At 71.0% G+C, this 22,622-nt stretch carries 20 protein-coding genes; 10 read left to right on the forward strand and 10 right to left on the reverse strand.

Annotation, left to right across the window (positions count from 1 at the left end; all coding sequences use genetic code 11):
- Position 1: 1 nt before the first annotated feature.
- Entirely contained in the window at positions 2-340 is a 339-nt protein-coding gene (locus AVP41_RS15200; protein WP_067166566.1) for a protein-L-isoaspartate carboxylmethyltransferase, read from the reverse strand.
- A 159-nt stretch (positions 341-499) separates the two neighbouring features.
- Positions 500-1,102, reverse strand: a complete 603-nt coding sequence (locus AVP41_RS15205) for a TetR/AcrR family transcriptional regulator (protein WP_067166569.1) — start codon at positions 1,100-1,102, stop codon at positions 500-502.
- A gap of 76 nt (positions 1,103-1,178) precedes the next feature.
- On the opposite strand from AVP41_RS15205, the gene AVP41_RS15210 reads away from it, so the two are divergent.
- Positions 1,179-3,287 carry a beta-galactosidase gene (locus AVP41_RS15210; protein ID WP_231902789.1) on the forward strand — a complete coding sequence of 703 codons (2,109 nt, stop codon included), beginning with the start codon at positions 1,179-1,181 and terminating at the stop codon, positions 3,285-3,287.
- Between the two features lie 2 nt (positions 3,288-3,289).
- Positions 3,290-3,904 carry a DUF1349 domain-containing protein gene (locus AVP41_RS15215; RefSeq protein ID WP_067166570.1) on the forward strand — a complete coding sequence of 205 codons (615 nt, stop codon included), beginning with the start codon at positions 3,290-3,292 and terminating at the stop codon, positions 3,902-3,904.
- Between the two features lie 13 nt (positions 3,905-3,917).
- On the opposite strand, the gene AVP41_RS15220 is transcribed toward AVP41_RS15215, so the two are convergent.
- Genes AVP41_RS15220 through AVP41_RS15240 form a run of 5 tightly spaced genes read right to left on the reverse strand, consistent with a single transcriptional unit; the run spans position 3,918 to position 9,808 of the window.
- Positions 3,918-5,378 (reverse strand): rhamnulokinase, encoded by a 1,461-nt coding sequence (locus tag AVP41_RS15220; protein ID WP_067166572.1) that lies wholly within the window; start codon positions 5,376-5,378, stop codon positions 3,918-3,920.
- A complete protein-coding gene (locus AVP41_RS15225; protein WP_067166575.1) occupies positions 5,375-7,411 on the reverse strand; it encodes a bifunctional rhamnulose-1-phosphate aldolase/short-chain dehydrogenase in 2,037 nt (678 codons plus the stop codon). Before AVP41_RS15225 ends, AVP41_RS15220 begins: the two co-directional genes overlap by 4 nt.
- Complete coding sequence (locus AVP41_RS15230; protein ID WP_067166580.1) at positions 7,408-8,268, reverse strand: alpha/beta hydrolase fold domain-containing protein; 861 nt, start codon at positions 8,266-8,268, stop codon at positions 7,408-7,410. Before AVP41_RS15230 ends, AVP41_RS15225 begins: the two co-directional genes overlap by 4 nt.
- Positions 8,265-9,431: an L-rhamnose isomerase gene (gene rhaI, locus AVP41_RS15235; RefSeq protein WP_067166585.1), complete on the reverse strand. Its 1,167-nt coding sequence runs from the start codon at positions 9,429-9,431 to the stop codon at positions 8,265-8,267. Before rhaI ends, AVP41_RS15230 begins: the two co-directional genes overlap by 4 nt.
- Positions 9,428-9,808 carry an L-rhamnose mutarotase gene (locus tag AVP41_RS15240; protein ID WP_067166587.1) on the reverse strand — a complete coding sequence of 127 codons (381 nt, stop codon included), beginning with the start codon at positions 9,806-9,808 and terminating at the stop codon, positions 9,428-9,430. Before AVP41_RS15240 ends, rhaI begins: the two co-directional genes overlap by 4 nt.
- 133 nt (positions 9,809-9,941) lie before the next feature.
- On the opposite strand from AVP41_RS15240, the gene AVP41_RS15245 reads away from it, so the two are divergent.
- Positions 9,942-10,940 (forward strand): LacI family DNA-binding transcriptional regulator, encoded by a 999-nt coding sequence (locus AVP41_RS15245; protein WP_067166589.1) that lies wholly within the window; start codon positions 9,942-9,944, stop codon positions 10,938-10,940.
- Positions 10,941-11,091: 151 nt separating this feature from the next.
- Positions 11,092-11,490, forward strand: coding sequence for a hypothetical protein (locus tag AVP41_RS15250; protein ID WP_231902790.1), 399 nt, complete (start codon positions 11,092-11,094; stop codon positions 11,488-11,490).
- Between the two features lie 168 nt (positions 11,491-11,658).
- Here the strand turns inward: AVP41_RS15250 and AVP41_RS15255 are convergent, their stop codons facing one another.
- From AVP41_RS15255 to AVP41_RS15265, 3 genes are all read right to left on the reverse strand, one after another.
- The gene (locus AVP41_RS15255) at positions 11,659-12,492 is read right to left on the reverse strand and encodes a class II aldolase/adducin family protein (protein WP_067166598.1); all 834 of its coding nucleotides are present in this window, start codon (positions 12,490-12,492) and stop codon (positions 11,659-11,661) included.
- Between the two features lie 97 nt (positions 12,493-12,589).
- Entirely contained in the window at positions 12,590-14,836 is a 2,247-nt protein-coding gene (locus AVP41_RS15260; protein WP_067166605.1) for a beta-galactosidase, read from the reverse strand.
- 96 nt (positions 14,837-14,932) lie between these two features.
- Positions 14,933-15,934 carry a serine hydrolase domain-containing protein gene (locus AVP41_RS15265; RefSeq protein ID WP_067166608.1) on the reverse strand — a complete coding sequence of 334 codons (1,002 nt, stop codon included), beginning with the start codon at positions 15,932-15,934 and terminating at the stop codon, positions 14,933-14,935.
- A 98-nt stretch (positions 15,935-16,032) separates the two neighbouring features.
- Between AVP41_RS15265 and AVP41_RS15270 the strand changes: the two genes are divergently transcribed.
- The 6 genes from AVP41_RS15270 to AVP41_RS15295 all read left to right on the forward strand — a co-directional run bounded on the left by AVP41_RS15270 (position 16,033) and on the right by AVP41_RS15295 (position 22,616).
- Positions 16,033-17,151: a Gfo/Idh/MocA family protein gene (locus tag AVP41_RS15270; protein ID WP_067166615.1), complete on the forward strand. Its 1,119-nt coding sequence runs from the start codon at positions 16,033-16,035 to the stop codon at positions 17,149-17,151.
- A 234-nt stretch (positions 17,152-17,385) separates the two neighbouring features.
- Complete coding sequence (locus AVP41_RS15275; protein WP_067166618.1) at positions 17,386-18,669, forward strand: ABC transporter substrate-binding protein; 1,284 nt, start codon at positions 17,386-17,388, stop codon at positions 18,667-18,669.
- A gap of 46 nt (positions 18,670-18,715) precedes the next feature.
- Positions 18,716-19,690, forward strand: coding sequence for a carbohydrate ABC transporter permease (locus AVP41_RS15280; RefSeq protein ID WP_067166621.1), 975 nt, complete (start codon positions 18,716-18,718; stop codon positions 19,688-19,690).
- On the forward strand, positions 19,687-20,634 hold the full coding sequence (locus AVP41_RS15285; protein ID WP_067166623.1) for a carbohydrate ABC transporter permease: 948 nt from the start codon (positions 19,687-19,689) through the stop codon (positions 20,632-20,634). The genes AVP41_RS15280 and AVP41_RS15285 overlap by 4 nt, the downstream gene beginning before the upstream one ends.
- A complete protein-coding gene (locus AVP41_RS15290) occupies positions 20,631-21,311 on the forward strand; it encodes a hypothetical protein (RefSeq protein WP_067166624.1) in 681 nt (226 codons plus the stop codon). The genes AVP41_RS15285 and AVP41_RS15290 overlap by 4 nt, the downstream gene beginning before the upstream one ends.
- Before the next feature lie 177 nt (positions 21,312-21,488).
- Entirely contained in the window at positions 21,489-22,616 is a 1,128-nt protein-coding gene (locus tag AVP41_RS15295) for a Gfo/Idh/MocA family protein (protein WP_067167215.1), read from the forward strand.
- Positions 22,617-22,622 lie beyond the last annotated feature (6 nt).

Here is a 22,622-nt window from a genome sequence, read left to right on the forward strand (position 1 = left end):
CTCAGGCCCGAGCGAGAATCTCGTCGGTCTTCGTCTGCAGGAACTCGCACAGCTGCGCGAGCATCGAGAGGTCGTGGGCGAGGGCCGCGACACCCTCGCTGTCGAGGTCGAAGCTCTCATTGCGGGCTTCGAACGTCACCGTCCAGCGGGGGGCGTCGTCGATGAGGACAGGCTGGATGTACGTGACGGTGGAGGCCGTTCGAAGGGAGACGACGACGAGGCCGGAGTCGGGCCCAGAGGTGAAGTCTTTCTCCAGAACGGAGACGTGGGTCTTCACGGGCTGCCGCCCGCGAAACTCTTCCACCCATCGCTCGACCGTCGCTTGGTCGCGATAGGGCATGGCACCTCATTCGGATCGGTGTGCGGTCACCCTCCGCCTCGGCTGGCACCCGTCGCCGTCGCGTCGCCGCGATGATGCGCCGGGGGGTGGCACCCCTTAATTATGCAGGGCGTCGTCAAATGTGCCCGCGGGGGTTGACCGGGGCGCGCCCATCCCCCATCATTCGCTGCCGATCGGCTCCAGGATCTTCTCCAGCATCGCGCGCATAGCCGCCACCGGATCGGTGGCATCGGCCAGCCAGCGCACCTGGATGCCCTCCCAGCCCGTGATGACGAGACCGGCGAGGGTGAGTGCGTCGCCGTCGGCGCGGATCCTCCCCGCATCGCGGTCGTGTGCGATGAGTCGTGCGTAGTCGGCGGTGACCTGCGCGTAGCGGCGGCGGAGCCAGTCGTGTGCCTCGTGCCCGGGAAAGGTCGCCTCGGCCGAGACGATCGAGAACATCCGGACCAGCTCGCGCCGGCCGAGGTTGCGCTCCACGGTCCCCAGGATCGTGGGGATCAGCCCGTCGCGCCGAGCGCGATCGTCGAAGTCGGCGTCGGCGGCGTCCTCCTGCTCGAGCACGGCGGCCAGGAGCGAGACCTTCGTGGGGAAGTGGTGCATGACGGTGGTGAGCCCGAGATCGAGCTGCTTGGCGATCTGTCGGAGCGATCCGCCGCGGTAGCCGTGCTCGCTGAAGACCGCGGTGGCCGACTCGATGATCTCCAGGCGTCGCTCGGCCGACTTGGCGTAGGGGCCGCGGCGGGCGGGCGCGGTCTCGCTCATGAGGACGAGGGTAGTCCGTTCCCTCACCACCCTTCAGAAAACGTGCACATGCACGGTATTGCCGTATGCTGGCCGAGTGACGACGAACCTCGAACGCCCCCGGTGGGTCGCAGACGGCGCCCTCGGTGCCGGACGCCTGCGATTCGGTGCCGACTACAACCCCGAGCAGTGGCCGCGGGAGGTGTGGGCCGAGGACATGCGTCTCATGCGGGAGGCAGGCGTGAACATCGTCTCCCTCGGCATCTTCTCGTGGGCCCTGCTGGAGCCGCGGCCCGGCGAGTGGGACTTCGGCTGGCTCGACGAGGTGATGGACCTGCTGCACGAGAACGGCATCGATGTCGACCTCGCCACCGCCACCGCCTCGCCCCCGCCCTGGCTGACGCGGAGACACCCCGAGGTGCTGCCGCAGACGGCCGACGGCACGGTGCTGTGGCCGGGAGCCCGTCAGCACTGGCGGCCCACCTCGCCGGTCTTCCGCCGCTACTCGCTGCGCCTCGTGCGTGCCCTCGCCGAGCGTTACGGGGACCACCCCGCACTCGTGGCCTGGCATGTCTCGAACGAGCTCGGCTGCCACAACATCTACGACTACTCCGACGACGCGGCCGCCGCCTTCCGGGTGTGGCTGCAGGAGCGGTACGGCAGCCTCGACGCCCTCAATGCCGCGTGGGGAACCGCGTTCTGGTCCCAGCACTACGAGGAGTGGGACGAGATCCTCCCGCCGCGCGTGGCCCCCACGCAGCGCAATCCGGGGCAGCAGCTCGACTTCGAGCGCTTCTCGTCCGACGCGGTCCGCGAGCAGCTCCGTGCGGAGGGGGCGGTGCTGCGGGAGATCACGCCCGACATCCCGTACACCACCAACTTCATGGTCGCCCAGAACGTGCGCGACATCGACTACGTCTCGTGGGCGCCCGACGTCGACTTCGTCTCGAACGACCACTACCTCCGGCCGGGCGAGCTCGGTCGCGACGACCTCTCGTTCTGGGCCAACCTGACGGGGAACATCGCCGAGGGGCGCCCCTGGTTCCTCATGGAGCACGCGGCCAGCGCGGTCAACTGGCGCGACGTGAACCCGCCCAAGCGCGAGGGCGAGCTCGTCCGCGATGCGCTCACGCACGTCGGACACGGGGCCGACGCCGTCTGCTACTTCCAGTGGCGGCAGTCCCGGGCCGGCGGCGAGCGATACCACTCGGGCATGCTCCCGCACGCGGGCAGCGATTCACGGGTGTTCCGCGACGTCGTCCGGCTGGGATCGGAGCTGTCGGCGATCTCGGCGGTGACGGGGAGCCGGAGGGAGCCGGCGCGCGTCGCCGTGCTGTTCGACTACACCTCCTGGTGGGTGTCGGGCCGTGACTCCCACCCGACCGAGTCGGTGAGCTACGACGCGGAGGCCCTCGCCTGGTACCGCGCGCTCCTCGATCTCGGGGTCCGCGCCGACGTGCGACCGGCCTCGGCCGAGTTCGACGGGTACGAGGTCCTCGTCGCGCCGATGCTCCACGTCGTCACGCGCGAGCTCCGTGCGCGGCTCGAGGCGTTCGTCGAGGCGGGCGGCCACCTCGTCACCACCTACTTCTCCGGCACCGTCGACGAGCACGACCGGGTATGGCTCGGGGGGTACCCCGGCGCCCTCCGCGACCTCGTCGGCGTCACGGTGGAGGAGTTCGTCCCGCTTCTGGCCGACGAGCGGGCGGGGCTCGCCTCCGGCGCGATCGCCGAGCACTGGACCGAGCGGATCACCCACACGGGCGCCGATGTGGAGGTGCTCGACACGTACCTCGGCGGTGACCTCGACGGCGCCCCGGCGGTCACCCGGCGCCGTACGCGCGCCGGCGGCACCGCGACCTATGTGTCCGCCGACATCGGGCGCGCCGGGGCGCACGGCGTGCTCCGGGCCCTCGCGGTGGAGGTCGACGCGCTCGCCGCCGATCCGCTCGCCGCCGACGGACGCGTGGAGGTCATCGTCCGCACCGCCGATGACGCGCGCTTCGTCTTCCTCGCCAACCGGACCGACGAGAGCGTGCTCCTCGACGTCGACGGGGAGACCGTGGGCGGAGTCCGCGCCGACGACACCGGCGCGGTGAGCCTGCCGCCCCGCGCCGTCGCGGTGCTGAGGGCAGCGCGCGAGAGCGCTCCCGCGCGTCGCGACGATGTCGTGCGCGAGTCCCCCCGCCAACCTGAGAGAGTGTGAGCATGTCCCACGAGCAACACCCCACCGATCCCCTCCCGACGCGTGCCATCGCCTGGTCCGAAGGCTCCTGGACGACGGCGCCCGTTGCCGTGGCCGAGGACGGCTCCTCGCTCCGCGTGACCGCCGTCGAGGGGAGCGACGCGTGGCGTCACACGGCCTACGGGTTCGTCCACGACACCGAGCACGCCCTCGTCGCCCCGTTCCCCGTCGGATCGGCGATGGAGGTGGAGTTCCACGCCGACTTCCAGGAGGAGTTCGACCAGGCGGGCCTGTTCGTGCGCACCGACGAGGAGCGCTGGATGAAGGCGGGGGTGGAGTACGCCGACGGCGTGCTGGGGCTCGGGGCCGTGGTCACCGACATCCGCTCGGACTGGTCGATCGCGCCCGTGCCGGAGTGGTCGGGCCGGCGTATCCGCGTGCGTGTGAGCCGCGGGGTCGACGCCCTCACCCTCCGCGCCGCGGCCGACGACGAGGAGTTCCGGCTCGTGCGGGTCGTGCCCTACGCCGGGGAGCGCAATGCGTCCGCCGGCCCCTTCGTCTGCGCGCCGACGCGCGCGGGACTCGAGGTGACCTTCACGGCGTGGCGGCAGACCGCCGCCGACGCCGCGCTCCACTGAGCGAGCGCTCGCCTCAGCGCGGGTCGTAGCGGCGGGGAGCGTGGGTCTGTGCGACGAGGCCGCGCACCGTCTCCACATCTCCGGTAACGAGCCCCTGGGCCCGCGCCTGCACGAGCACGTTCCCCAGCGCTGTGGCCTCCACGGGCCCGGCGAGTACCGGCAACCCCGCCCTGTCGGCGATGCGCTGACACAAGAGCGTGTTGAGGGCGCCTCCGCCGACGACGTGGATCGCCTGCGCATCCACGCCTCCGAGCGCGGCGGCGGTGCGGCCTGCCTCGGCGAACGCCTGCGCGAGCGACTCCACGATGGCGCGGGCGTATCCGGCGCGGGAGCGTGGCGGTGCGACGCCGTGCTCGTCGCACCAGGCATCGATCCGTGACGGCATGTCGCCGGGGGGGAGGAAACGGGGGTCGTTCACGTCGAACACGGGCACGGCGGACGCGGGCACTTCGGCCGCCTGGGCCAGCAGAACGGGAAGGTCGATCGCCGGAGCGGTGCCGGAGGAACGCGCGGCGTCCTCTCTCTCCCACCCCCGGATCGTCTCGCTCAGCACCCACAGCCCCATCACGTTGTGGAGCAGGCGCACGCGTCCGTCCACGCCGCCCTCATTGGTGAAGTTCGCCGCGAGAGCGGCCGCTGTGCGCACCGGAGCGGCGACTTCGACGCCGACCAGCCCCCACGTTCCGCACGAGATGTAGACGGCCGACTCGGCGCGCATCGGCACGGCGACCACCGCCGACGCCGTGTCGTGCGAGCCCACGGCCGTGACGGTCGCACCGGATCCGCCCGCACCGACCGACCGGGCGACCTCGGGCCGCAGCGCCCCGACGGTGTCGCCGGGGGCGATGAGCGGAGGGAGGAGGGCGGCAGGGATGCCGAGGTCGTCGGCGAGCGCGGTATCCCAGCGCGCGTTCGTCCAGTCCAGCAGGCCCGTCGTGGAGGCGTTCGTCAGCTCGGCGCGGGCGGTGCCGGTGAGCCAGTACGCGAGGAGATCGGGAACCAGCAGCACCGTGTCGGCGGCCGCCAGGACGGCGGGGTCTTCGGCGGCGAGCTGGTACACGGTCGTGAACGGAAGGAACTGCAGGCCGTTGCGGGCATACAGGTCGGCGTGGGGGTGCCGGGCGTGGACGGCATCGACCCCCCGCGCCGTCCGCGCATCGCGGTAGTGGAACGGATCGCCCAAGAGGCGCCCCTCCGACCCGCGCCGCGCGCCGCGGAGAAGCCCGTAGTCCACGGCCCACGAGTCGATGCCGATCGAGCGGATCTCGGGATGGGCGGTGAACGCCGACCGCAGACCGTCCAGCGCCGCGGCGTAGAGGCCGAGGATGTTCCAGTGGAGCCCGTCGGCCGTCGCGACCGGCTCGTTCGGAAAGCGCGCGACCGTCGTGGTCTCCAGCACGCCGGCGCCCACGCGGCCGACGATGACGCGGCCGCTCGTCGCGCCCAGGTCGACGGCGGCGACCTGCCCGGTCATCGCAGGAACGCGGCGGCGACGCCGGAGTCGACCGGGATGTGGAGACCCGTGGTGCGCGAGAGCTCCGGCCCGGTGAGCACCGACACGGCGTCGGCGACGTTCTCGGGCACGACCTCGCGCTTGAGGATCGTGCGGCCTGCGTAGAACTTTCCCAGGTCCTCTTCCTTGACGCCGTAGGTCGCGGCGCGGTTGGCGCCCCACCCCGCGGCGAAGATCCCCGATCCGCGCACGACGCCGTCGGGGTTGATCCCGTTGACGCGCACGCCGTACTCGCCGAGCTCGACCGCGAGCAGGCGCACCTGGTGGGCCTGGTCGGCCTTCGTGGCGGAGTAGGCGATGTTGTTCGGGCCGGCGAACACCGAGTTCTTGGAGGAGATGTAGATCACATCTCCTCCCATGCCCTGAGCGATCAGCGCGGCGGCGGCGGTGCGGGAGACGAGGAAGGAGCCCTTCGCCATGACGTCGTGCTGGAGGTCCCAGTCCTTCTCGGTGGTCTCCAGGAGCGGCTTGGACAGCGAGAGGCCGGCGTTGTTGACCACGAGATCGACCCCGCCGAAGGCGAGGACCGTCTCATCGATCGCCGCCTGGACCGCCGCCTCGTCGGCGACGTTGACCGCCACTCCGATCGCGACGTCGGTCCCGCCCAGTTCGGCGGCGGCCGCGCGCGCCTTGTCGAGGTCGAGGTCGGCCACCACGACGCAGGCGCCGTCGGCGGCCAGGCGCGTGGCGATGGCCTTGCCGATCCCCGACGCGGCACCGGTGACGAACGCGATGCGGCCCTGGTGCGTCTTCGGCTTCGGCATCCGCTGGAGCTTGGCCTCCTCCAGTGCCCAGTACTCGATGCGGAACTTCTCCGCGTCGGAGATCGGCGCATACGTCGACAGCGCTTCGGCGCCGCGCATCACGTTGATCGCGTTGACGTAGAACTCGCCGGCCACGCGCGCCGTCTGCGTGTGGGCACCGAAGCTGAACATCCCGACACCCGGGACCAGCACGATGAGGGGATCGGCGCCGCGCATCGCGGGGGAGTCGCTGCTCGCATGCGCCTCGTAGTAGGCCTGGTAGTCGGCGCGGTATTCGGCGTGCAGCTCTCGCAGTCGGGCGATGGTCTCTTCGACCGAGGCGGTCGCCGGCAGGTCGACGAGGAGAGGCTTCACCTTCGTCCGGAGGAAATGGTCGGGGCAGCTCGTGCCCAGCGCCGCCAGCGCGGGGGCCTTCTCCGACGCGAGGAAGTCGAGGACGACGTCGCTGTCGGTGTAATGCCCCACGACCACGCGGTCGGTCGAGGCGAGACCGCGGATGGTGGGGGCCAGGGCCGCGGCCTTCTTCCGCCGCTCGGCTTCCGGCAGCGCCGCGTAGCCGGGACGCGTTCCCCCGAAGGGCTCCGGATCGCCGTGCTCCTGGATGTAGGCGGCGGCCGTGTCGATGATCCAGCGCGAGTTCGCCTCGGCCTCCTCCGAGGTGTCTCCCCACGCCGTGATGCCGTGGCCGCCGAGGATCGTCCCGATCGCCTGCGGGTGGGCGGCCTTCACCGCCGCGATGTCCAGTCCGAGCTGGAACCCGGGGCGCCGCCACGGCACCCACACCACGCGGTCGCCGAAGATGCGGGTCGTCAGCACCTCGCCGTCGACCGCGGTGGCGATCGCGATCCCCGAGTCGGGGTGGAGATGGTCCACGTGGGCGGCGTCGACGAGGCCGTGCATCGCGGTGTCGATCGAGGGCGCTGCTCCACCCTTTCCGTGCAGGCAGTAGTCGAAGGCGGCGACCATCTCGTCTTCGCGCTCCACTCCCGGATACACGCCGGTGAGTGCGCGCAGACGGTCCAGGCGCAGAACGGCGAGGCCGGCCTCGGTGAGCGTGCCGAGGTCACCCCCCGAACCTTTCACCCACAGCAGCTCGACCGGCTCGCCGGTGACCGGGTCGATGTCGCTCCCCTTGGCCGACGTGTTGCCGCCCGCGTAGTTGGTGTTGCGGGGGTCGGCTCCCAGGCGGTTGCTGCGGGCGAGCAGATCGGCGACCGTGGCGTTCGTCATGCGGATTCCTTCGTGGTGGGGTGAGAGGCGGAGAGGAGGGTGGCGGCGATGCGGTCGATCGACGCCGTGGCGGCGGGGCCAGGGCGGTTGAGGTGGCCGTGCGCCTGACCCGGTTCGATCGACACGTCCACGCGCACGCCGGCGGCGGCGAGGGCGCGGGCGAACTCCTCGCCGGAGGGACGGAGGCCGTCGACCTCGTCGTTGATCATCAGCACGGGAGGCAGTCCCGACAGCTCCTCGGCGGAGGCGGTGCCGGGAATGGCGTAGACGTCGGCGTCGCCGACCGGTCCGCCCACGTAGTTCTCGTACATCTCCAGGATCAGTTCCGCCGTGAAGACGTCGTCGGCCGGCCGGGCGTCCAGGAGCGCACGCAGCTCCGGGCTCGCCGGGGTCTGCACGGCGTGGAGGGTGGGGTAGGCGAGCACGAGGTGGGCGGGGACCGGTCCGCCCGTGTGCACGAGACGCAGCGCGGCTCCGGTTGCGAGGTTCGCGCCGGCACTGGCGCCGCCGAGACTCCAGGGACCTGCCGCCCGTCCGCTCGCGACCGCCCACGCGAAGGCGGCGACCACCTCGTCGTGGGCGACGGGGTAACGTCCGTCCTCCTCGTGGCGCAGCTCGTGGTCCCATCCCTCCGGCACGGGGGAGCGGTGGTAGTCCACGCTGACGACCGTGACGCCGTGGGCGGCGAGGTCTCGGGCGACCCCGTGGCCTTCGGGCATGTCGAGATCGCCGGCGACGAACCCGCCGCCGTGCGCCCACACCAGCCCCGGGCCGGCGGGAGGGTCCGGGGTGTAGGTCCGCACGCGGAGCGGGCCGTGGGGGCCCGCGATCCGTTCGTCCGCGATCGTGACGCTCACGCGCCCCAACCCGCCTGCGTTCCGCCCACCCGCTCGTCGGCGATGCGCTGGGCGTACCCGGAAGCGAGGTAGGCGGCCATCGGATCGGCGGGAAGACCGCGCGACTCGCGCCACTGGGCCAGCGCCGGGCGCACGTCGGTCTGGAAGGCGTCCATGAACAGGGCGTTCGCCGCGAGCACGTCGTTCGCCTCCTGCGCGGCCGCGAGGGCGTCGCGGTCGAGAAGCAGGGCGCGTGCGGTCATCTCCTGGACGTTGAGCACCGAGCGGATCTGACCCGGGATCTTGTCTTCGATGTTGTGGCACTGGTCGAGCATGAACGCGACGTCGGGGTTGTTCAGCCCGCCCCCGCGGACCACCTCGACGAGGATCCGGAAGAGCTGGAAGGGGTCCGCGGCACCCACGATGAGGTCGTCGTCGGCGTAGAAGCGCGAGTTGAAGTCGAACGAGCCCAGCTTCCCGAGGCGCAGCAGCTGCATGACGATGAACTCGATGTTCGTGCCCGGGGCGTGGTGGCCGGTGTCCAGGCACACCATCGCGCGTTCGCCGAGGGCCGCCACCTGCACGTAGGAGGTTCCCCAGTCCGGAACGTCGGTGTGGTAGAACGCCGGCTCGAAGAACTTGTACTCCAGGACCAGGCGCTGGTCGCCCGTGAGTCGCGCGTAGATCTCCTGGAGCGAGTCGTGGAGACGGTCCTGACGGGCCCGCATGTCGTTCTGTCCCGGGTAGTTCGAGCCTTCCGCAAGCCAGATCTTCAGGTCGCGTGAGCCGGTGGCGTCCATGATGTCGATGCACGCGAGGTGGTGGTCGATCGCCTTGCGGCGGATGCTCTCGTCGTGGTGGGTGAGGGCGCCGAACTTGTAGTCCTCGTCCTGGAAGGTGTTGGAGTTGATCGTGCCGAGCGAGACCCCGAGGTCTTCGGCGTGACGGCGCAGCGCCCCGTAGTCGTCCACGGCGTCCCACGGGATGTGGAGCGCGACACTCGGCGCGAGCGCCGTGTAGCGGTGCACCTGGGCGGCGTCGGCGATCTTCTCGAATGGATCGCGCGGCGTTCCCGGGGTGGGGAAGACGCGGAATCGCGTGCCGGAGTTGCCGAACGCCCAGCTGGGGAGCTCGATCGCCTGCGCGGCGAGAGTGGACTGGACGTCGGAGGAGAGGATGCTCACGAGGGGTCGCTTTCGGGGTCGGGCGCGGGGGCGGAGGCCGATGCCGCGCGCAGCTGGTCGTGCAGATGGAAGATCTCGGTGAGCGCGGTGGCGGCCTGATCGGGTCGCCCGTCGAGGCCGACGAAGAACTCCGCCATCTCGGCCTCCCAGCGCGCGGCGACCGGGGACGCGGCCAGGTAGGCCTGCGCGGCGGCGTCGTCATCCGTCTCGTAATAGCCGAACAGACGGCCATTTTCGCCGAGGAACAGTGAGTAGTTGCGACGGCCGGCGGCAGCGATCTCCGCCAGCATCTCGGGCCAGACCGGGCTGTGGCGGGCGACGTACTCCTCGACCCGCTCCGGCGCGATGCGAAGCTCGAAGGCGACTCGGGTCGTCATGACACTCCTTCGTGAGGGGCGGCCGGGGCCCGTGGGGGGCGCGAGGTGGCGTCGGCAGCGATGAAACGATTCAAACTGTAGTGTGATCGGGAGGATCCGTCAATCCGGACGATCCACCGGGAACGGGCGGGTTATGGCAGTCAGCGTGAAGGACGTCGCGGCGGCGGCCGCGGTGTCGGTCGGCACCGTCTCGAACGTCCTCAATCGGCCCGACAAGGTCTCGCCCGACACGGTCGCCCGCGTGCACGAGGTGATCGAGCGCCTCGGGTTCGTCCGCAACGACGCCGCCCGCCAGCTGCGGGCCGGACGCAGTCGCAGCATCGGGCTCATCGTGCTCGACAGCGCCAACCCGTTCTTCGCCGAGGTGGCGCGCGGGGCGGAAGAGCGTGCGGCCGAACACGGCATCTCCGTCCTGCTCGGCAACAGCGATCAGGACGCCGACCGCGAGAACGCGTACCTCGACCTCTTCCGTGAGCAGCGGGTCAACGGTGTGCTGCTGTCGCCGCGCGCGCTCGACGACGGTCGGGCCGCGGCGCTCGCCGCCGCGGGGCTTCCCGTCGTCCTGGTCGACGCCGAGCTTCCCGGCTCCACGCTCTCCTCGGTCGCCGTCGACGACGTCGAGGGCGGGCACCTCGCCGTCGCTCACCTCGTGGAGCGCGGGCGCCGGCGCATCGCGTTCGTCGGCCCGCCCGCCATCCGCCAGGTGGCCGATCGCCTCGAGGGCGCTCGTCGAGCACTCGCCGGAACCCCCGGCACGACCCTCGACGTCATGCCGAGCGAGGGGCTGACCATCCTGCACGGGCGTACCGTGGGGGAGTCCATCGCCGCGCTCTCGCCCGCCGCCCGTCCGGACGCGGTCTTCTGCGCCAACGACCTCCTCGCCGTCGGCGTGCTGCAGGGGGCGGCCATCCTCGGCGGACTCCGCGTGCCGGAGGATCTCGCCCTCATCGGCTATGACGACATCGAGTACGCCCAGTCCACCGTCGTGCCGTTGAGCTCGGTGCGACAGCCCGCCCGCGCGATCGGTGCCGCTGCGGTCGACGCGCTCTTCGAACGGCTCGACGACCCGACGTCCGCCCCGCGTCACGTGCGCTTCCGTCCCGAACTCGTGGTCCGCTCCTCGACCGTGTGATCGAACGCGAGGTTCCGACTCACATGAAAATGCGACTCACATGAAAATGCTCAGGGCCCTCCTTATCCTCCTCTGCGCCGCATCGGCTGTGGCGCTCACCTCCTGTTCCCCCGCGGTCACCGAGCGCTCTCTGGGAGTCACTGCTGATGAGGTGGCATCCCTCCAGCTCTACCAGTATCCCTGGGGCGAGGTTCCTGACCCCCTCCGGCAGCTCACGCTCGATCAGGCAGAGCCGATCGCGCTCTTCGTCAAGGGGGTCACCCACGTTCCCCTGACGGCGCTCGAGCACACCGACCCGACCGCGCTCGTGGGCAAGGAGACGCAGGGAGTCCGGTTCATCTTGAAGGATGGGCGGAGCTTCGAGGTCACCACCATGTGGGTCGGTCCTCATGACGTCATCGTGTTCTGGCCTGACGGGACGGTGTGGAACACCGTGTGGGGGTCGCCCGGGATTTTCGAGGCGTACGAAGAGGTGGGGGTCGTGGAAGAGGTTCCCGCGAGCGAACGACCGTTGGTGGCTTTCCCTCCCGTGCCGGACGCGACCCACTGACGCGGACGCGGGCGGACGCGCCGGTGGTGTGAGGCGTGGCGGACCCGGCGGCGGACACAACGGCGGACCCGGTGCGCGACACGCCGGGGTGGGGCTCCTGGTGGGCGGCGTGTCGTGCCTGGCATCCGCCGTTGTGCTCGCGGGCTGACGGCGGGTGGGCGGCGCGGGTCAGGCGGGGTGGGGAGCCCAGGAGGAGTCGATGCCGAAGGCGTCGGCGACGTCGGCGATCTCCCGCGCGGTGAGGCCCTCGGCGCGGCCACCGGCGACGAGGTCCATGTACTCGTACTTGGCGCCGGTCTCGGCGTATTCGATGCGGTCGACCGCGCGGGTGACCGAGACGTCCGAGCGTGACATCACGCCGTGCTTGCTCCACAGGACGATCTCGTGGCGGCGGAGTCCGTCGACGTTCGCGCTCATGAGGTCGGCGGAACCCGGGACCGCGAAGTCGAGCACGCCGATGCCCTGGGGGAGCGCCACGACCGACTCCGGCTCCCAGCGCATGATGCGCGCGTTCATCGCCCGGGTGTCGCGGTAGGCCGGGATGTGGCTGAGATAGGTCAGGTGGGGAGGCTGGGCGTGAACGACGGCGTGGAGATCGAGATCGTGGGATCGGAGGCGGTCGTCGTGGACGGCGAGGTGGGAGTTGAACTCGCTCGTGAGGCGGTCGAACTGCCGCCTCGGTGAGGTCAGCAGCTCCGCCTCCCGTCCATCGTCGCCGACGATCACCGCACCGACGGCGGCGAGCGGGTCGGCGGCGATCTGGCGCAGGCGCCGACCCGAACCCGTGACAAGGAGCACGCGGCCGGCGAGCGCCGGGGCGGCGAGGGGGAGGGTCACAGGCTCGCTGTGCGGGAACGCGTCGTGAACGCCCGGAAGCTCGCGCAGGCACAGCGAGATGTTCCCGGCACCGGCTTCACTCGCGTCGATCGCGCAGATCCGTGCCCCGGCGTCGCCCATGGCAGCCAGGAGTTCGGTGAGGCGGGCGGAGGTGGGGACGGTCATGGCGACCTCTCAGAGCGACGGCGGATGCGGATGTCGAGTAGAAATGAATCGATTCATTCCCCGCAGCGCCAGCATATCGCCGTGGTCCGACCACATGTCAACCCCGGCGGGTTCCGACTATCTCCCGGCGGAGGGGACGCCACGCACCTCGCTCGCGCAGGAACGCGCTCTCGATCGTTCCGCGGGCCGCGGCGTGCCGACGGCCCGCCGCTCCCGGCGGCAGCCAGACGGTGGACTCCTCCGACAGGGGCAGGACGTGGAGGGTGACGGCACTCGCGGCGGTCACGCCGACGTCGGCGAGCGAGACGGTCCACCGCTCGCCGTCCCAGAATCGGTCGTCCACGGTGACGCCGTCAACGCGCAGCTCGGCGACATCGCCCGCCCACGCGACCTCCAAGACGCCATCGTCGCCCGGGTCGCCGATCTCCAGCGCGTGGACCGCGGCGCTGTCCTCGAACACCGCGGGGCTCGGCGCGCGATGGCGGGAGCCGCCGAAGCCGTAGTCGGCGGGAACGGGCCCGGCGGCGCGGGTGGTCTGGATCGGGACGGCGCGTCGCGCTGGCGGAGCGCCCGTCTCGAGTCGCTCCCAGCGCTCGCGTGCCAGGTCGTACCGATCGAGTCGAGACGCGCCGCGAAGCAGGACGGTCTCGTCGTCCCAGGCCAACTCGCCATCGGTGCGATAGAGCTCCTGCCCGCGCACCCACACCTCGTCGGCGTCGTCGAGCACCAGCACCGCCGTGCCCCCGACGCGATGGATCCCCGCCGTCACCACCCGAGGCGCCTCGTCTTCTCCGCGGATCTCCACCGGGATGCCGGCGTCGGCGACGACGACGAGCGTCGGATCGGCTGCGCCGGGAGCCGGCGGGAGCAGGGTGAGCGCCGAGGCGGTGACCGCGTGCACCCGCGTCGACCCCAGGGCGAGGCCGACGGGCCACCGCGCGAGCGTTCCGGCGGGGATGTCGACGGGCTCGGCAGGGAGGGTGACCGTCCCATCGTCGAGCTCGACGGCGATCCGCACCCCGCGCGCCGTCTCGACGCCCTCGTAGGGCTGGTGATGGCTGATCACCACGAAGCCCTCCCGCCCGTCGGAGCGCAGCGCCCACCGGAGCGTCGATCGATCATCGAGCCCGGCGGGGCGAACGGCGGGGAGGCTGGAGGTCATCCCCCCGAGGCGGTCGCCGAAGGCCGCGAGGAACGCGTGCTGCGCGCGCAGCAGCGCCGACGACGAGCGGGGATCACCTGCCTGGCTGAGCGGTGCGCCGAAGTCGTATCCGCGCGACGGCAGATCGTTGGGGTATCCCGTGTCCTGCGTCTCCTGGAGCCCGGGGCCGGGATTGCGGCCGCCCGCGTACATGAAGTAGCCCTGCCATCCCGATCCGTTGCCGATCTTGACGTGGGCGAGAGCGGCGACATCGCGCGCCGACAGCACGGGACGACGGTGGTAGGCCGCTGCCATCCCCGATCCCAGTTCGCACGTGGCGGGGGGAAAGCCGTGCAGCTCGGCCGCCCGGCTGATGTCATCCGCGGCGGGTGCGAACCCGAGGCGCCCGCGCACGTCGTCGCCGACGCCGGGATCGTCCCAGTCGTGGGACGGGAAGAAATGGGCGCGGAAGTTCGGCTGCCACCCGCCGTCGGGGTCGACCCAGAAGCCGTCGGCGTAGCCGCCGAAGAGGGGGACCACCTCTCCCGCCGGCAGCTGCGCTCCGCCCCACGCGGTGGCGGTCCACAGCGGTGCCGACATCCCGGCCTCCCGAGCGAGCGTGATGAGGGTCGAGAGATGCTGCGGACGGTCGTAGAGCTCGTTCTCCACCTGGATGCCGATGACCGGCCCGCCGGGACGAGCGCGCCCGTCGAGCGCCCGTGCGAGCGCGCCGAACCACTCCCGCACGAGCGTGAGGTAGGCGGGGTCATCGCTGCGGTGCACCACGTCGGCCCACTGCACGGGGTCGGGGAACCCGCCGTTGCGCGCCTCGCCGTGCACCCACGGTCCGATCCGGAGCACGAGGTCCAGTCCCGCCGCGGCGACCTCGTCGACGAAGGCGGCGAGATCCAGCTGACCCGAGAACGAGGTGGTGTCGTCGGCGCGCACATGGTGATTCCAGAAGACGTAGGTCGACGCGATCGTGATCCCGCCGGCGCGCAGCTGCCGCAGCCGCTCCGCCCACCGCGCGCGCGGCGTGCGGCTGTAGTGGATCTCGCCCGAGACCGGGATGACGGGCACGCCGTCGCGGCGGAACGTCCGGTCGGTCGCCGAGAGCCCGCGGGCCGCCTCCTCGGGGTGCGGCAATGGGGCGGAGCGCTCGGGGCGCGGCCAGGGCTCGTGGCGGACGTGGAGCAGCGGCATGGGGCTTCCCGGGGGTCGAGGGCGGGGGATCGAGGACAGCGGGCGGCGTCGAGGTGCTCGCGCGGCGGAGGGCGCGGGCAGCCCGGCGAGCCGTCCTCAGCGGCGGGCCACGATGGCGTTGTCGAGGGCGTCCGCGTCGACGCCCTCCCGCTGGGCGCGCGCGGTGAGCAGCACCCACGCGAGTCCCGCGGTCGGATGCACCCAGAACTCCGTGCCCGACCAGCCGCTGTGACCGTAGACGTCGCGATCGATGAGTCCAGGTGCCCGCGAGCGCAGGTTCCAGGTGAAGCCCCAGTCCTGCCCCCGCTCGACGGGGTGCGGCTCGAGCCGGGGGACGTCGCCGGTGAGGGGCCGGAGCATCATGGCGAGGGTCTCGGGGGCGAGAATGCCGTCACGGTCGCCCTCGTGGATGCGCAGGAGCGCCGACCCGATCGAGAGCAGGTCGGAGGCCCGCCCGACCAGCGCGGCCCCCGCGGAACGGGTGGCGACGAAGCGGTCGTAGTCGAGGCCGGCCGGCGCGGCGTCGAGGATCGGCACGGCGCCCTCGGGGTCGAGCCGCAGCCCGTCGGCGCCGAGAGGCGTGGCCCAGTCGGCGATGCTCGTCTCCCAGTCCCGTCCCGTGGCGTGCTCGATGAGGGCGGCGACCCCGTCGAAGGCGATCGTGGAGTAGCGCGCGGCCGTTCCCGCGGCGAAGTCCCGTCCGCGCGTGGTCAGTTCCGCACGGAGCGGTGTGGCCGTGTCGAGCGGCGGTTCAGAGATTCCCGAGGTGTGGGACACCAGGTGGCTGAGCCGGACGGTGTCCTCGCGGGCGGCTCCGAACTCGGGGACGGCGTCGCGCAGCGGTGTCTGGGGGGTGAGGAGCCCGCGCTCGACGGCTCGCGCGGCGCTGATGCCGGTGAGCACCTTCGTGATCGAGAACAGGGCGTGCGGGTCGTCGACCCGCGCGGGCCTGCCCTCCACGCTGCCGAACGCATCGAGGGCGACGACGCCTGCCGAGGTCGCGATCCCGAGCACCGCACTGGGAAGCCGCCCCTCGCTCACGTGGCGACGGACCGCATCGAAGGCCGCGAGGAAGGAAGCCGGAGAGGTGGCGGGCATGGCGTCAGCCTAACTGCACGTCCCGCAATGGGATAGCGCTTTCCTCGTCACGTGCCTAGGGTGGACGTCGTTCCCGCCCGGATCTGGAGGAGAAACCGATGACGTCGTCCTTGCGCTGCGCGATCGTGGGCACCGGTGCCGTTGCGCACTTCCACGCGCGCGCCGTCGCCGCCTATCCCGCGGCCGATCTCGTGGCTGTCACCGATCGGGACCGCGCGGCCGCGGAGACGTTCGCCGCCGCGTGGGGGGAGCCGGTCGTGCACGACACGCTCGAGGACCTCCTCGCCGCGACCCACCCCGACGTCGTCCTCATCTGCACGCCGCCGGCCGCTCACCGTGACCAAGCCCTGGCCGCCCTGGCCGCAGGGGCCCACGTCATCGTCGAGAAGCCCCCGGCCCCGTCGCTCGACGAGGTGGCCGAGATGGTGGAAGCGGCGGAGTCCGCCGGGCGCCGGCTCGCGGTCGTGTTCCAGCAGCGGACGGGCACGGCCGCCGCGCACGTGCGCGACCTGCTCCGGCGCGGCAGGCTGGGACGCCCGCTGCTCGCGGTGTGCCAGACCCTCTGGTACCGCGACGACGACTACTTCGCGGTGCCGTGGCGGGGCTCCTGGGCGACGGAGGGCGGGGGAACGACGCTCGGGCACGGGATCCACCAGCTCGACCTGCTCGGCTTCCTCCTCGGCGACTGGGCGAGTGTCCAAGGACGGCTCTGGCGCCTGGATCGTGAGACCGAGACCGAGGACACCTCGACGGCCACCGTGACCTTCGCCGGCGGCGTCGTCGCGCAGGTGGTGACGAGCGCCGTCGCTCCGCGCGAGACCAGCTCGATCCGGATCGACACCCAGAAGGCCACCGTCACCGTCGATCACCTCTACGGGCACGGCCACGAGAACTGGCGGATCACCCCTGCCCCGGGATACGAGCGGGAGGCGGAGGAGTGGCGGCTGCCCGACCGCGAGGAGCGCAGCGACCACGCTCCGCTCCTGCGCGACGTGTTCGACGCCCTCCGCGCCGGCGCCCCGCTGCCTCCCACGGCCACCGAGCCGGCGCGTTCCCTCGAGCTCGTCGCGGCGATCTACGCTTCGGCGGCGGCGGACGGCGCCGTGGTGACGCCCACGGACCTCGCGAGGCATCCCACGCACCGCGCCGGGTTCGCGAGCCCGGTGATCGACCAGCGCGGCATCGTCGCCCCGGATTCCGACGGCGACCGACGCTGAGCGCTGTGGCAGGCTGTGACCGGTGTCAGTCACCGCCGACCGGCATCGGAAAGCGATTTCCGAGATTCCTTGCAAAACGATTCATCGCGTAGTACGGTAACCGGCAAGCGCTTTCCCATCACCCGAGCGTCCCCCATCGTCATCCGGAGGCCGTGCGTGCGGGAGGCGTCCTGCACACACGGACAATGAACGTCCGCCGCCCCTCGGACGCGGACGTTTGAAGAGAGGACAAGGATGTTCACGAAGAATCGGGTCGCCGCCGTCGTCGCCCTCGCGACCGGCGCCGCTCTGGCCCTGGCCGGCTGCGCCGGATCCAGCGAGCCGGCGGCATCGTTCAATCCCGACGAGAAGGTCACGCTGACCTTCACGTGGTGGGGCAACGACGATCGCGCCGCGCGCTACGAGTCGCTCATCGACGCGTTCAACGAGAAGTACCCCAACATCACCATCAAGGGGCAGTTCACCGACTTCCCGAGCTATTGGGAGAAGCGGCAGACCGAGGCGGCCGGCGGCGGCCTCCCCGACGTGTGGCAGTTCTCCGACAGCTACCTGCGGCAGTACGGCGAGCCGGGGTACGTGCTCGACCTGAAGACCGTCTCCGACTACATCGACTTCTCGACCTTCGACGACGCTCTGCTGGGCACCGGCCAGCTGGGCGGCACGCAGTACTCCCTCCCCACCGGCTACAGCGCGTGGGCGAACTTCGTCAACGACGACCTCCTCGCCGAGTACGACCTCACCGCACCCGAGGGCGGCACCTCGTTCGAGGACTACACCGCCTGGATGAAGGACGTGACCGACAAGACCGGCGGCAAGGTCTACGGCGGCACGGACATGACCCAGCGCATCCAGACCTTCGAGCTCGCGCTGCGGGCCGAGGGCAAGAACCTCTACACCGACGACGGCAAGCTCGGCTTCACGGAGGACGAGCTGAAGGCGTTCTGGGAGTCCGGAGCCGCCGCCCGTGACGGCATCACCATCCCGCAGAGCAAGCTGGAGGAGATCACGCCCAAGTCCGGCTTCGGAGCGGGACTGACGGCGAGCGAGACGAGCTGGAGCAACTTCCTCGGCGGCTACCTCGCCGACTCGGGGGCATCGTCGCTGACCCTCGTCGCGCCGCCCACCGCCAAGGCCGGCTCGCAGGACCTCTATCGCCAGGCGGGTCTGCAGATGGCCATCTCGGCGAAGACCAAGCACCCCGAAGCGGCGGCCATCTTCCTCGACTTCGTCGTCAACAGCAAGGAAGCCGGCGAGATCTTCGGCACGACCCTCGGCTTCCCCGCCTCCAGCTCCAAGCTCGCCGGCGCGGTGCTCGAGGGACCGGACAAGCAGGTCGCCGACTACCTCGAGTCCGTCTCGGACCGCATCGGTGCCGCCCCGCCCGTGCCGGTCGTGGGCTACGGTGCGCTCGAGCAGAAGTTCTGGGATCTCGGCAAGGCCCTCGGCCTCGGCGCGATCACGGTCGATGAGGCCGTCAAGCAGTTCTTCGACGAGGCGAACGTCGTCCTCCAGGGCTGAGCGCCGCATCGAGCACGCACTGGCTAGCACCGAGCAAGGAGAAACGATGGCAACGGATTCGGGCGTGACGGCCACGCTCCCGCGCACGACCGAACCCTCCTCCCGTCCGGCGGGCACCCGCCGGGCGGGAGGGCGCCTGCGCCGGCGCGAGAACGCCGCAGGCTACCTCTTCCTCTCCCCGTGGCTGGTCGGCTTCTTCCTCCTCACCGCGGGGCCGATGATCTTCTCGCTCTACCTCGCCTTCACGAACTACAACCTCTTCAGCGCGCCGAAATGGATCGGGCTGGGGAACTTCGAGCGCATGCTCCAGGACGACGTGTGGTGGGACTCGGTCCGCATCACGCTGCTGTACGTCCTGGTGGGCACCCCGATCAAGCTCGCCGCGGCCCTCGGGGTCGCGATGCTGCTGAACTTCCGCAGCCGCGGCACCGGGTTCTTCCGCTCCGCCTTCTACGCGCCCTCGCTCATCGGGGCGAGCGTCAGCATCGCGATCGTGTGGCGGGCGATGTTCTCCACCGGCGGGCCCGTGGACAGCTCGCTGAGCCTGTTCGGCATCGACATCGGCGGCTGGGTCGGGGTTCCGTCGCTGATCCTCCCGATGATGATCCTCCTCGCCGTCTGGCAGTTCGGCGCTCCGATGGTGATCTTCCTCGCCGGACTGAAGCAGGTGCCGCAGGAGCTGTACGAAGCGGCGGCGGTGGACGGCGCGGGCCCCTTCCGGAAGTTCCGGAGCGTCACCCTGCCGATGCTGTCTCCCGTGATCTTCTTCAACCTGCTGCTGGAGATGATCCACGCCTTCCAGATCTTCGCCTCGGCCTACATCATCGGCTCGGGGACGGGGGGACCGGCCGGAGCCACGAACTTCTACACCGTGTACCTCTACACGCGCGCCTTCACGAACAGCCAGATGGGCTACGCCTCCGCCATGGCCTGGGCGCTGCTGATCGTCGTGGCCGCGATCGCCTTCGTCATGTTCCGCACCTCGAACTCGTGGGTGCACTACGCGGGAGACAACCGATGACCGCTCCACTGTCGCCGCTGGCCGGAGCCTCCCCGGCATCGCCCACGCTCGAGACCATCACGGCCGTCCTTCCGCGGGGAGCGAGGCCGCCGCGACGCCGGTTCGGCAAGCGCCGCACCTGGCAGACGGTGCTGTGGGTCGCGGTGATGGTCGTCCTGACGGCGATCATCCTGTATCCGCTCGCCTGGATGCTCTCGGCGTCGTTCAAACCGACCGCCGAGTTCGGGGCCAACCAGGACTTCCTCCCGCACTCGCCCACGATCGGCAACTACGTCAAGGTGCTCGAGGGCGTCGGCGGCGTGCCGCTGTGGCAGTTCTTCCTGAACTCGTTCGTGCTGGCGGCCGGATCGGTCATCGGCACGGTGATCTCCGCGTCGCTGGCCGCCTACGCGTTCGCGCGCGTGCGCTTCGCCGGGAGCGGCGTGTGGTTCGCGGTGATGATCGGCACGCTCCTGCTGCCGTTCCACGTGCTGATCATCCCGCAGTACATGCTGTACCGGAACCTCGAGCTCGTCGACACCTTCGTGCCGCTGCTGCTGGGCAAGTTCCTCGCGACCGAGGCCTTCTTCGTGTTCCTCATCGTGCAGTTCATCCGCGCCCTGCCGCGGGACATGGACGAGGCCGCCCGCATCGACGGGTGCGGTCACGGCCGCATCTACTGGTCGATCATCCTGCCGCTGGTCAAGCCGGCGCTCGTGACCGCATCGATCTTCGCGTTCATCTGGAGCTGGAACGACTTCCTCGGTCCGCTCCTCTATCTCAACTCGACCGAGCTGTACCCGCTGCCGCTCGCGCTGCGGGTGTTCAACGACCAGACCTCGACCTCGGACTACGGGGCGACGGTCGCGGTGTCGGTGTTGGCGCTGCTGCCGATCCTCCTGTTCTTCATCGTCTTCCAGCGCTTCCTCGTCGAGGGGGTCTCCACCCAGGGGCTCAAGGGATGACGACGATGCACGCGCGCCGCCTCGAACGGCGATCCCGGGCCGCCTCCCGTCGTCGTCCCGAGGCGGACGGCAGTCTCCTCCGCTGGCCGGGAGCCGCGCGGCCGTTCGCGTTGTTCGCCGAGGTGCTCTGGGTCGGCGCGCTGGTCTTCGTCGTGGCGCTTCCCGTCGTCACCTGGCCGGCGGCGGTCGCGGCCGGGGCGACCCACGTGCGCCGGTTCCTGTACGCCGAGGCGACGGCGCCGTCGACGTTCTTCCGCGACGCCGTCCGCGCGCTTCCGGGGGCCCTGCTCCCGGGCGTCGGGACGGCGATCCTCGGCGTCGTCGTCGCGATCGATCTCGCGCTCCTGACCGACGGGGTGCTTCCCGGAGGTGGGCTCGTGGCGAGCGTGATCGGCGCGGCCGGTATCGCGGCGTTCGTCGTGACCGTCCTCGCCGCGTCGCTGTGGTCGCCCGGTGCGGCCTGGCGCGACGTGTGGCGCGTGCTGCCGCGGGTGGCGCGCTCGGATCTCTCGGGCACGCTCTCGATCGCCGTGGCGCTGGGGCTGGCCGCCGTCATCACCTGGCAGTTCCTTCCGCTCGTGATCCCCGCCCTCGGGATGGTCGTCTTCGCGGCGGTGGCCCTGGGGGAGCGCCGGCTGGTGCGCTGGACCGCCGCGGCGGACGAATCCGTGGACTGAGTCCGCATGCCTCGCCGCAGGCCCACCGTGTGGGTTGCGGAAAGCGCATTCCCCTGTCAGGATGAGAGACGGAAAGCGCTTACCAGCCCTTCTCCCTCTGCCGTCGACCACTCCAACGAAGGACGAACCGTGTCACAGACGACCCCTCCGCCCGCTGTCCGCGAGGTCGGCATCATCATGAACGGCGTCTCCGGACGCATGGGCTACCGCCAGCACCTCGTGCGCTCGATCCTCGCGATCCGCGAGGCGGGCGGCATCGAACTGCCGGACGGCTCGCGCCTGACCGTTCGTCCGCTCCTGGTCGGGCGCAGCGCAGCGAAGCTGGCCGACCTGGCCGCCCGCCACGGCATCGAGGACTACACGACCGATCTGGATGCCGCCCTCGCCGACCCGCAGTGGGAGATCTACGCCGACTTCCTCGTCACGAAGGCCCGGGCCACGGCACTGCGCAAGGCGATCGCGGCAGGGAAGACGATCTACACCGAGAAGCCCACCGCCGAGACGGTGGACGAGGCGCTGGAGCTCGCGCGTCTGGCCGCCGCCGCCGGGGTGAAGACGGGCGTCGTCCACGACAAGCTCTACCTCCCCGGGCTGCAGAAGCTCAAGCGCCTCATCGACTCGGGGTTCTTCGGTCGCATCCTCTCGGTGCGCGGCGAGTTCGGCTACTGGGTGTTCGAGGGGGACTGGCAGCCGGCGCAGCGCCCCAGCTGGAACTACCGTGCCGAAGACGGCGGCGGGATCATCGTCGACATGTTCCCGCACTGGAACTACGTGCTGGAGAACCTGTTCGGCGAGGTGAAGAGCGTGTACGCGCAGGCGGCCGTGCACATCCCCGAACGCTGGGACGAGAAGGGCGAGCGCTACACGGCGACGGCGGAGGACGCCGCCTACGGCGTGTTCGAGCTGGCGGGGGGCGTGGTGGCGCAGATCAACTCGTCGTGGACGGTGCGCGTGGACCGCGATGAACTCGTGCAGTTCCAGGTCGACGGCACGCACGGCTCGGCTGTCGTGGGGCTGTTCGGGGCGAAGATCCAGCATCGCAACCAGACGCCGAAGCCCGTGTGGAACCCCGATCTCGCCGACGACCACGACTACGACGCCGACTGGGCGGCGGTCCCCACGAACGAGGTATTCCAGAACGGCTTCCGCCAGCAGTGGGAGGAGTTCCTCGTCTCCTACGCGGACGGGACGCCCTATCCGTTCGACCTCCTCTCCGGCGCCCGGGGCGTGCAGCTGGCCGAGGCCGGGCTGCGTTCCTCCGCCGAGGGCCGCCGGATCGAGCTCCCCGTCCTCTCGCTGGACTGAGCGGAC

Source organism: Microbacterium sp. TNHR37B, from assembly GCF_001620065.1.
In the GTDB taxonomy this organism is placed as follows: Bacteria; Actinomycetota; Actinomycetes; order Actinomycetales; family Microbacteriaceae; genus Microbacterium.

What these genes read in the sequence shown, in the direction of transcription:
- AVP41_RS15215 (WP_067166570.1), top strand. Translation starts at nt 3,290, where the DNA reads ATGTCCCACGAGCAACACCCCACCGATCCCCTCCCGACGCGTGCCATC.
- AVP41_RS15245 (WP_067166589.1), top strand. Translation starts at nt 9,942, where the DNA reads ATGGCAGTCAGCGTGAAGGACGTCGCGGCGGCGGCCGCGGTGTCGGTC.
- AVP41_RS15240 (WP_067166587.1), bottom strand. Translation starts at nt 9,808, where the DNA reads ATGACGACCCGAGTCGCCTTCGAGCTTCGCATCGCGCCGGAGCGGGTC.
- AVP41_RS15295 (WP_067167215.1), top strand. Translation starts at nt 21,489, where the DNA reads ATGAACGGCGTCTCCGGACGCATGGGCTACCGCCAGCACCTCGTGCGC.
- AVP41_RS15285 (WP_067166623.1), top strand. Translation starts at nt 19,687, where the DNA reads ATGACCGCTCCACTGTCGCCGCTGGCCGGAGCCTCCCCGGCATCGCCC.
- AVP41_RS15200 (WP_067166566.1), bottom strand. Translation starts at nt 340, where the DNA reads ATGCCCTATCGCGACCAAGCGACGGTCGAGCGATGGGTGGAAGAGTTT.
- AVP41_RS15220 (WP_067166572.1), bottom strand. Translation starts at nt 5,378, where the DNA reads ATGACCGGGCAGGTCGCCGCCGTCGACCTGGGCGCGACGAGCGGCCGC.
- AVP41_RS15260 (WP_067166605.1), bottom strand. Translation starts at nt 14,836, where the DNA reads ATGCCGCTGCTCCACGTCCGCCACGAGCCCTGGCCGCGCCCCGAGCGC.
- AVP41_RS15255 (WP_067166598.1), bottom strand. Translation starts at nt 12,492, where the DNA reads ATGACCGTCCCCACCTCCGCCCGCCTCACCGAACTCCTGGCTGCCATG.
- AVP41_RS15280 (WP_067166621.1), top strand. Translation starts at nt 18,716, where the DNA reads ATGGCAACGGATTCGGGCGTGACGGCCACGCTCCCGCGCACGACCGAA.
- AVP41_RS15270 (WP_067166615.1), top strand. Translation starts at nt 16,033, where the DNA reads ATGACGTCGTCCTTGCGCTGCGCGATCGTGGGCACCGGTGCCGTTGCG.
- AVP41_RS15205 (WP_067166569.1), bottom strand. Translation starts at nt 1,102, where the DNA reads ATGAGCGAGACCGCGCCCGCCCGCCGCGGCCCCTACGCCAAGTCGGCC.
- AVP41_RS15290 (WP_067166624.1), top strand. Translation starts at nt 20,631, where the DNA reads ATGACGACGATGCACGCGCGCCGCCTCGAACGGCGATCCCGGGCCGCC.
- AVP41_RS15265 (WP_067166608.1), bottom strand. Translation starts at nt 15,934, where the DNA reads ATGCCCGCCACCTCTCCGGCTTCCTTCCTCGCGGCCTTCGATGCGGTC.
- AVP41_RS15225 (WP_067166575.1), bottom strand. Translation starts at nt 7,411, where the DNA reads ATGACGAACGCCACGGTCGCCGATCTGCTCGCCCGCAGCAACCGCCTG.
- AVP41_RS15275 (WP_067166618.1), top strand. Translation starts at nt 17,386, where the DNA reads ATGTTCACGAAGAATCGGGTCGCCGCCGTCGTCGCCCTCGCGACCGGC.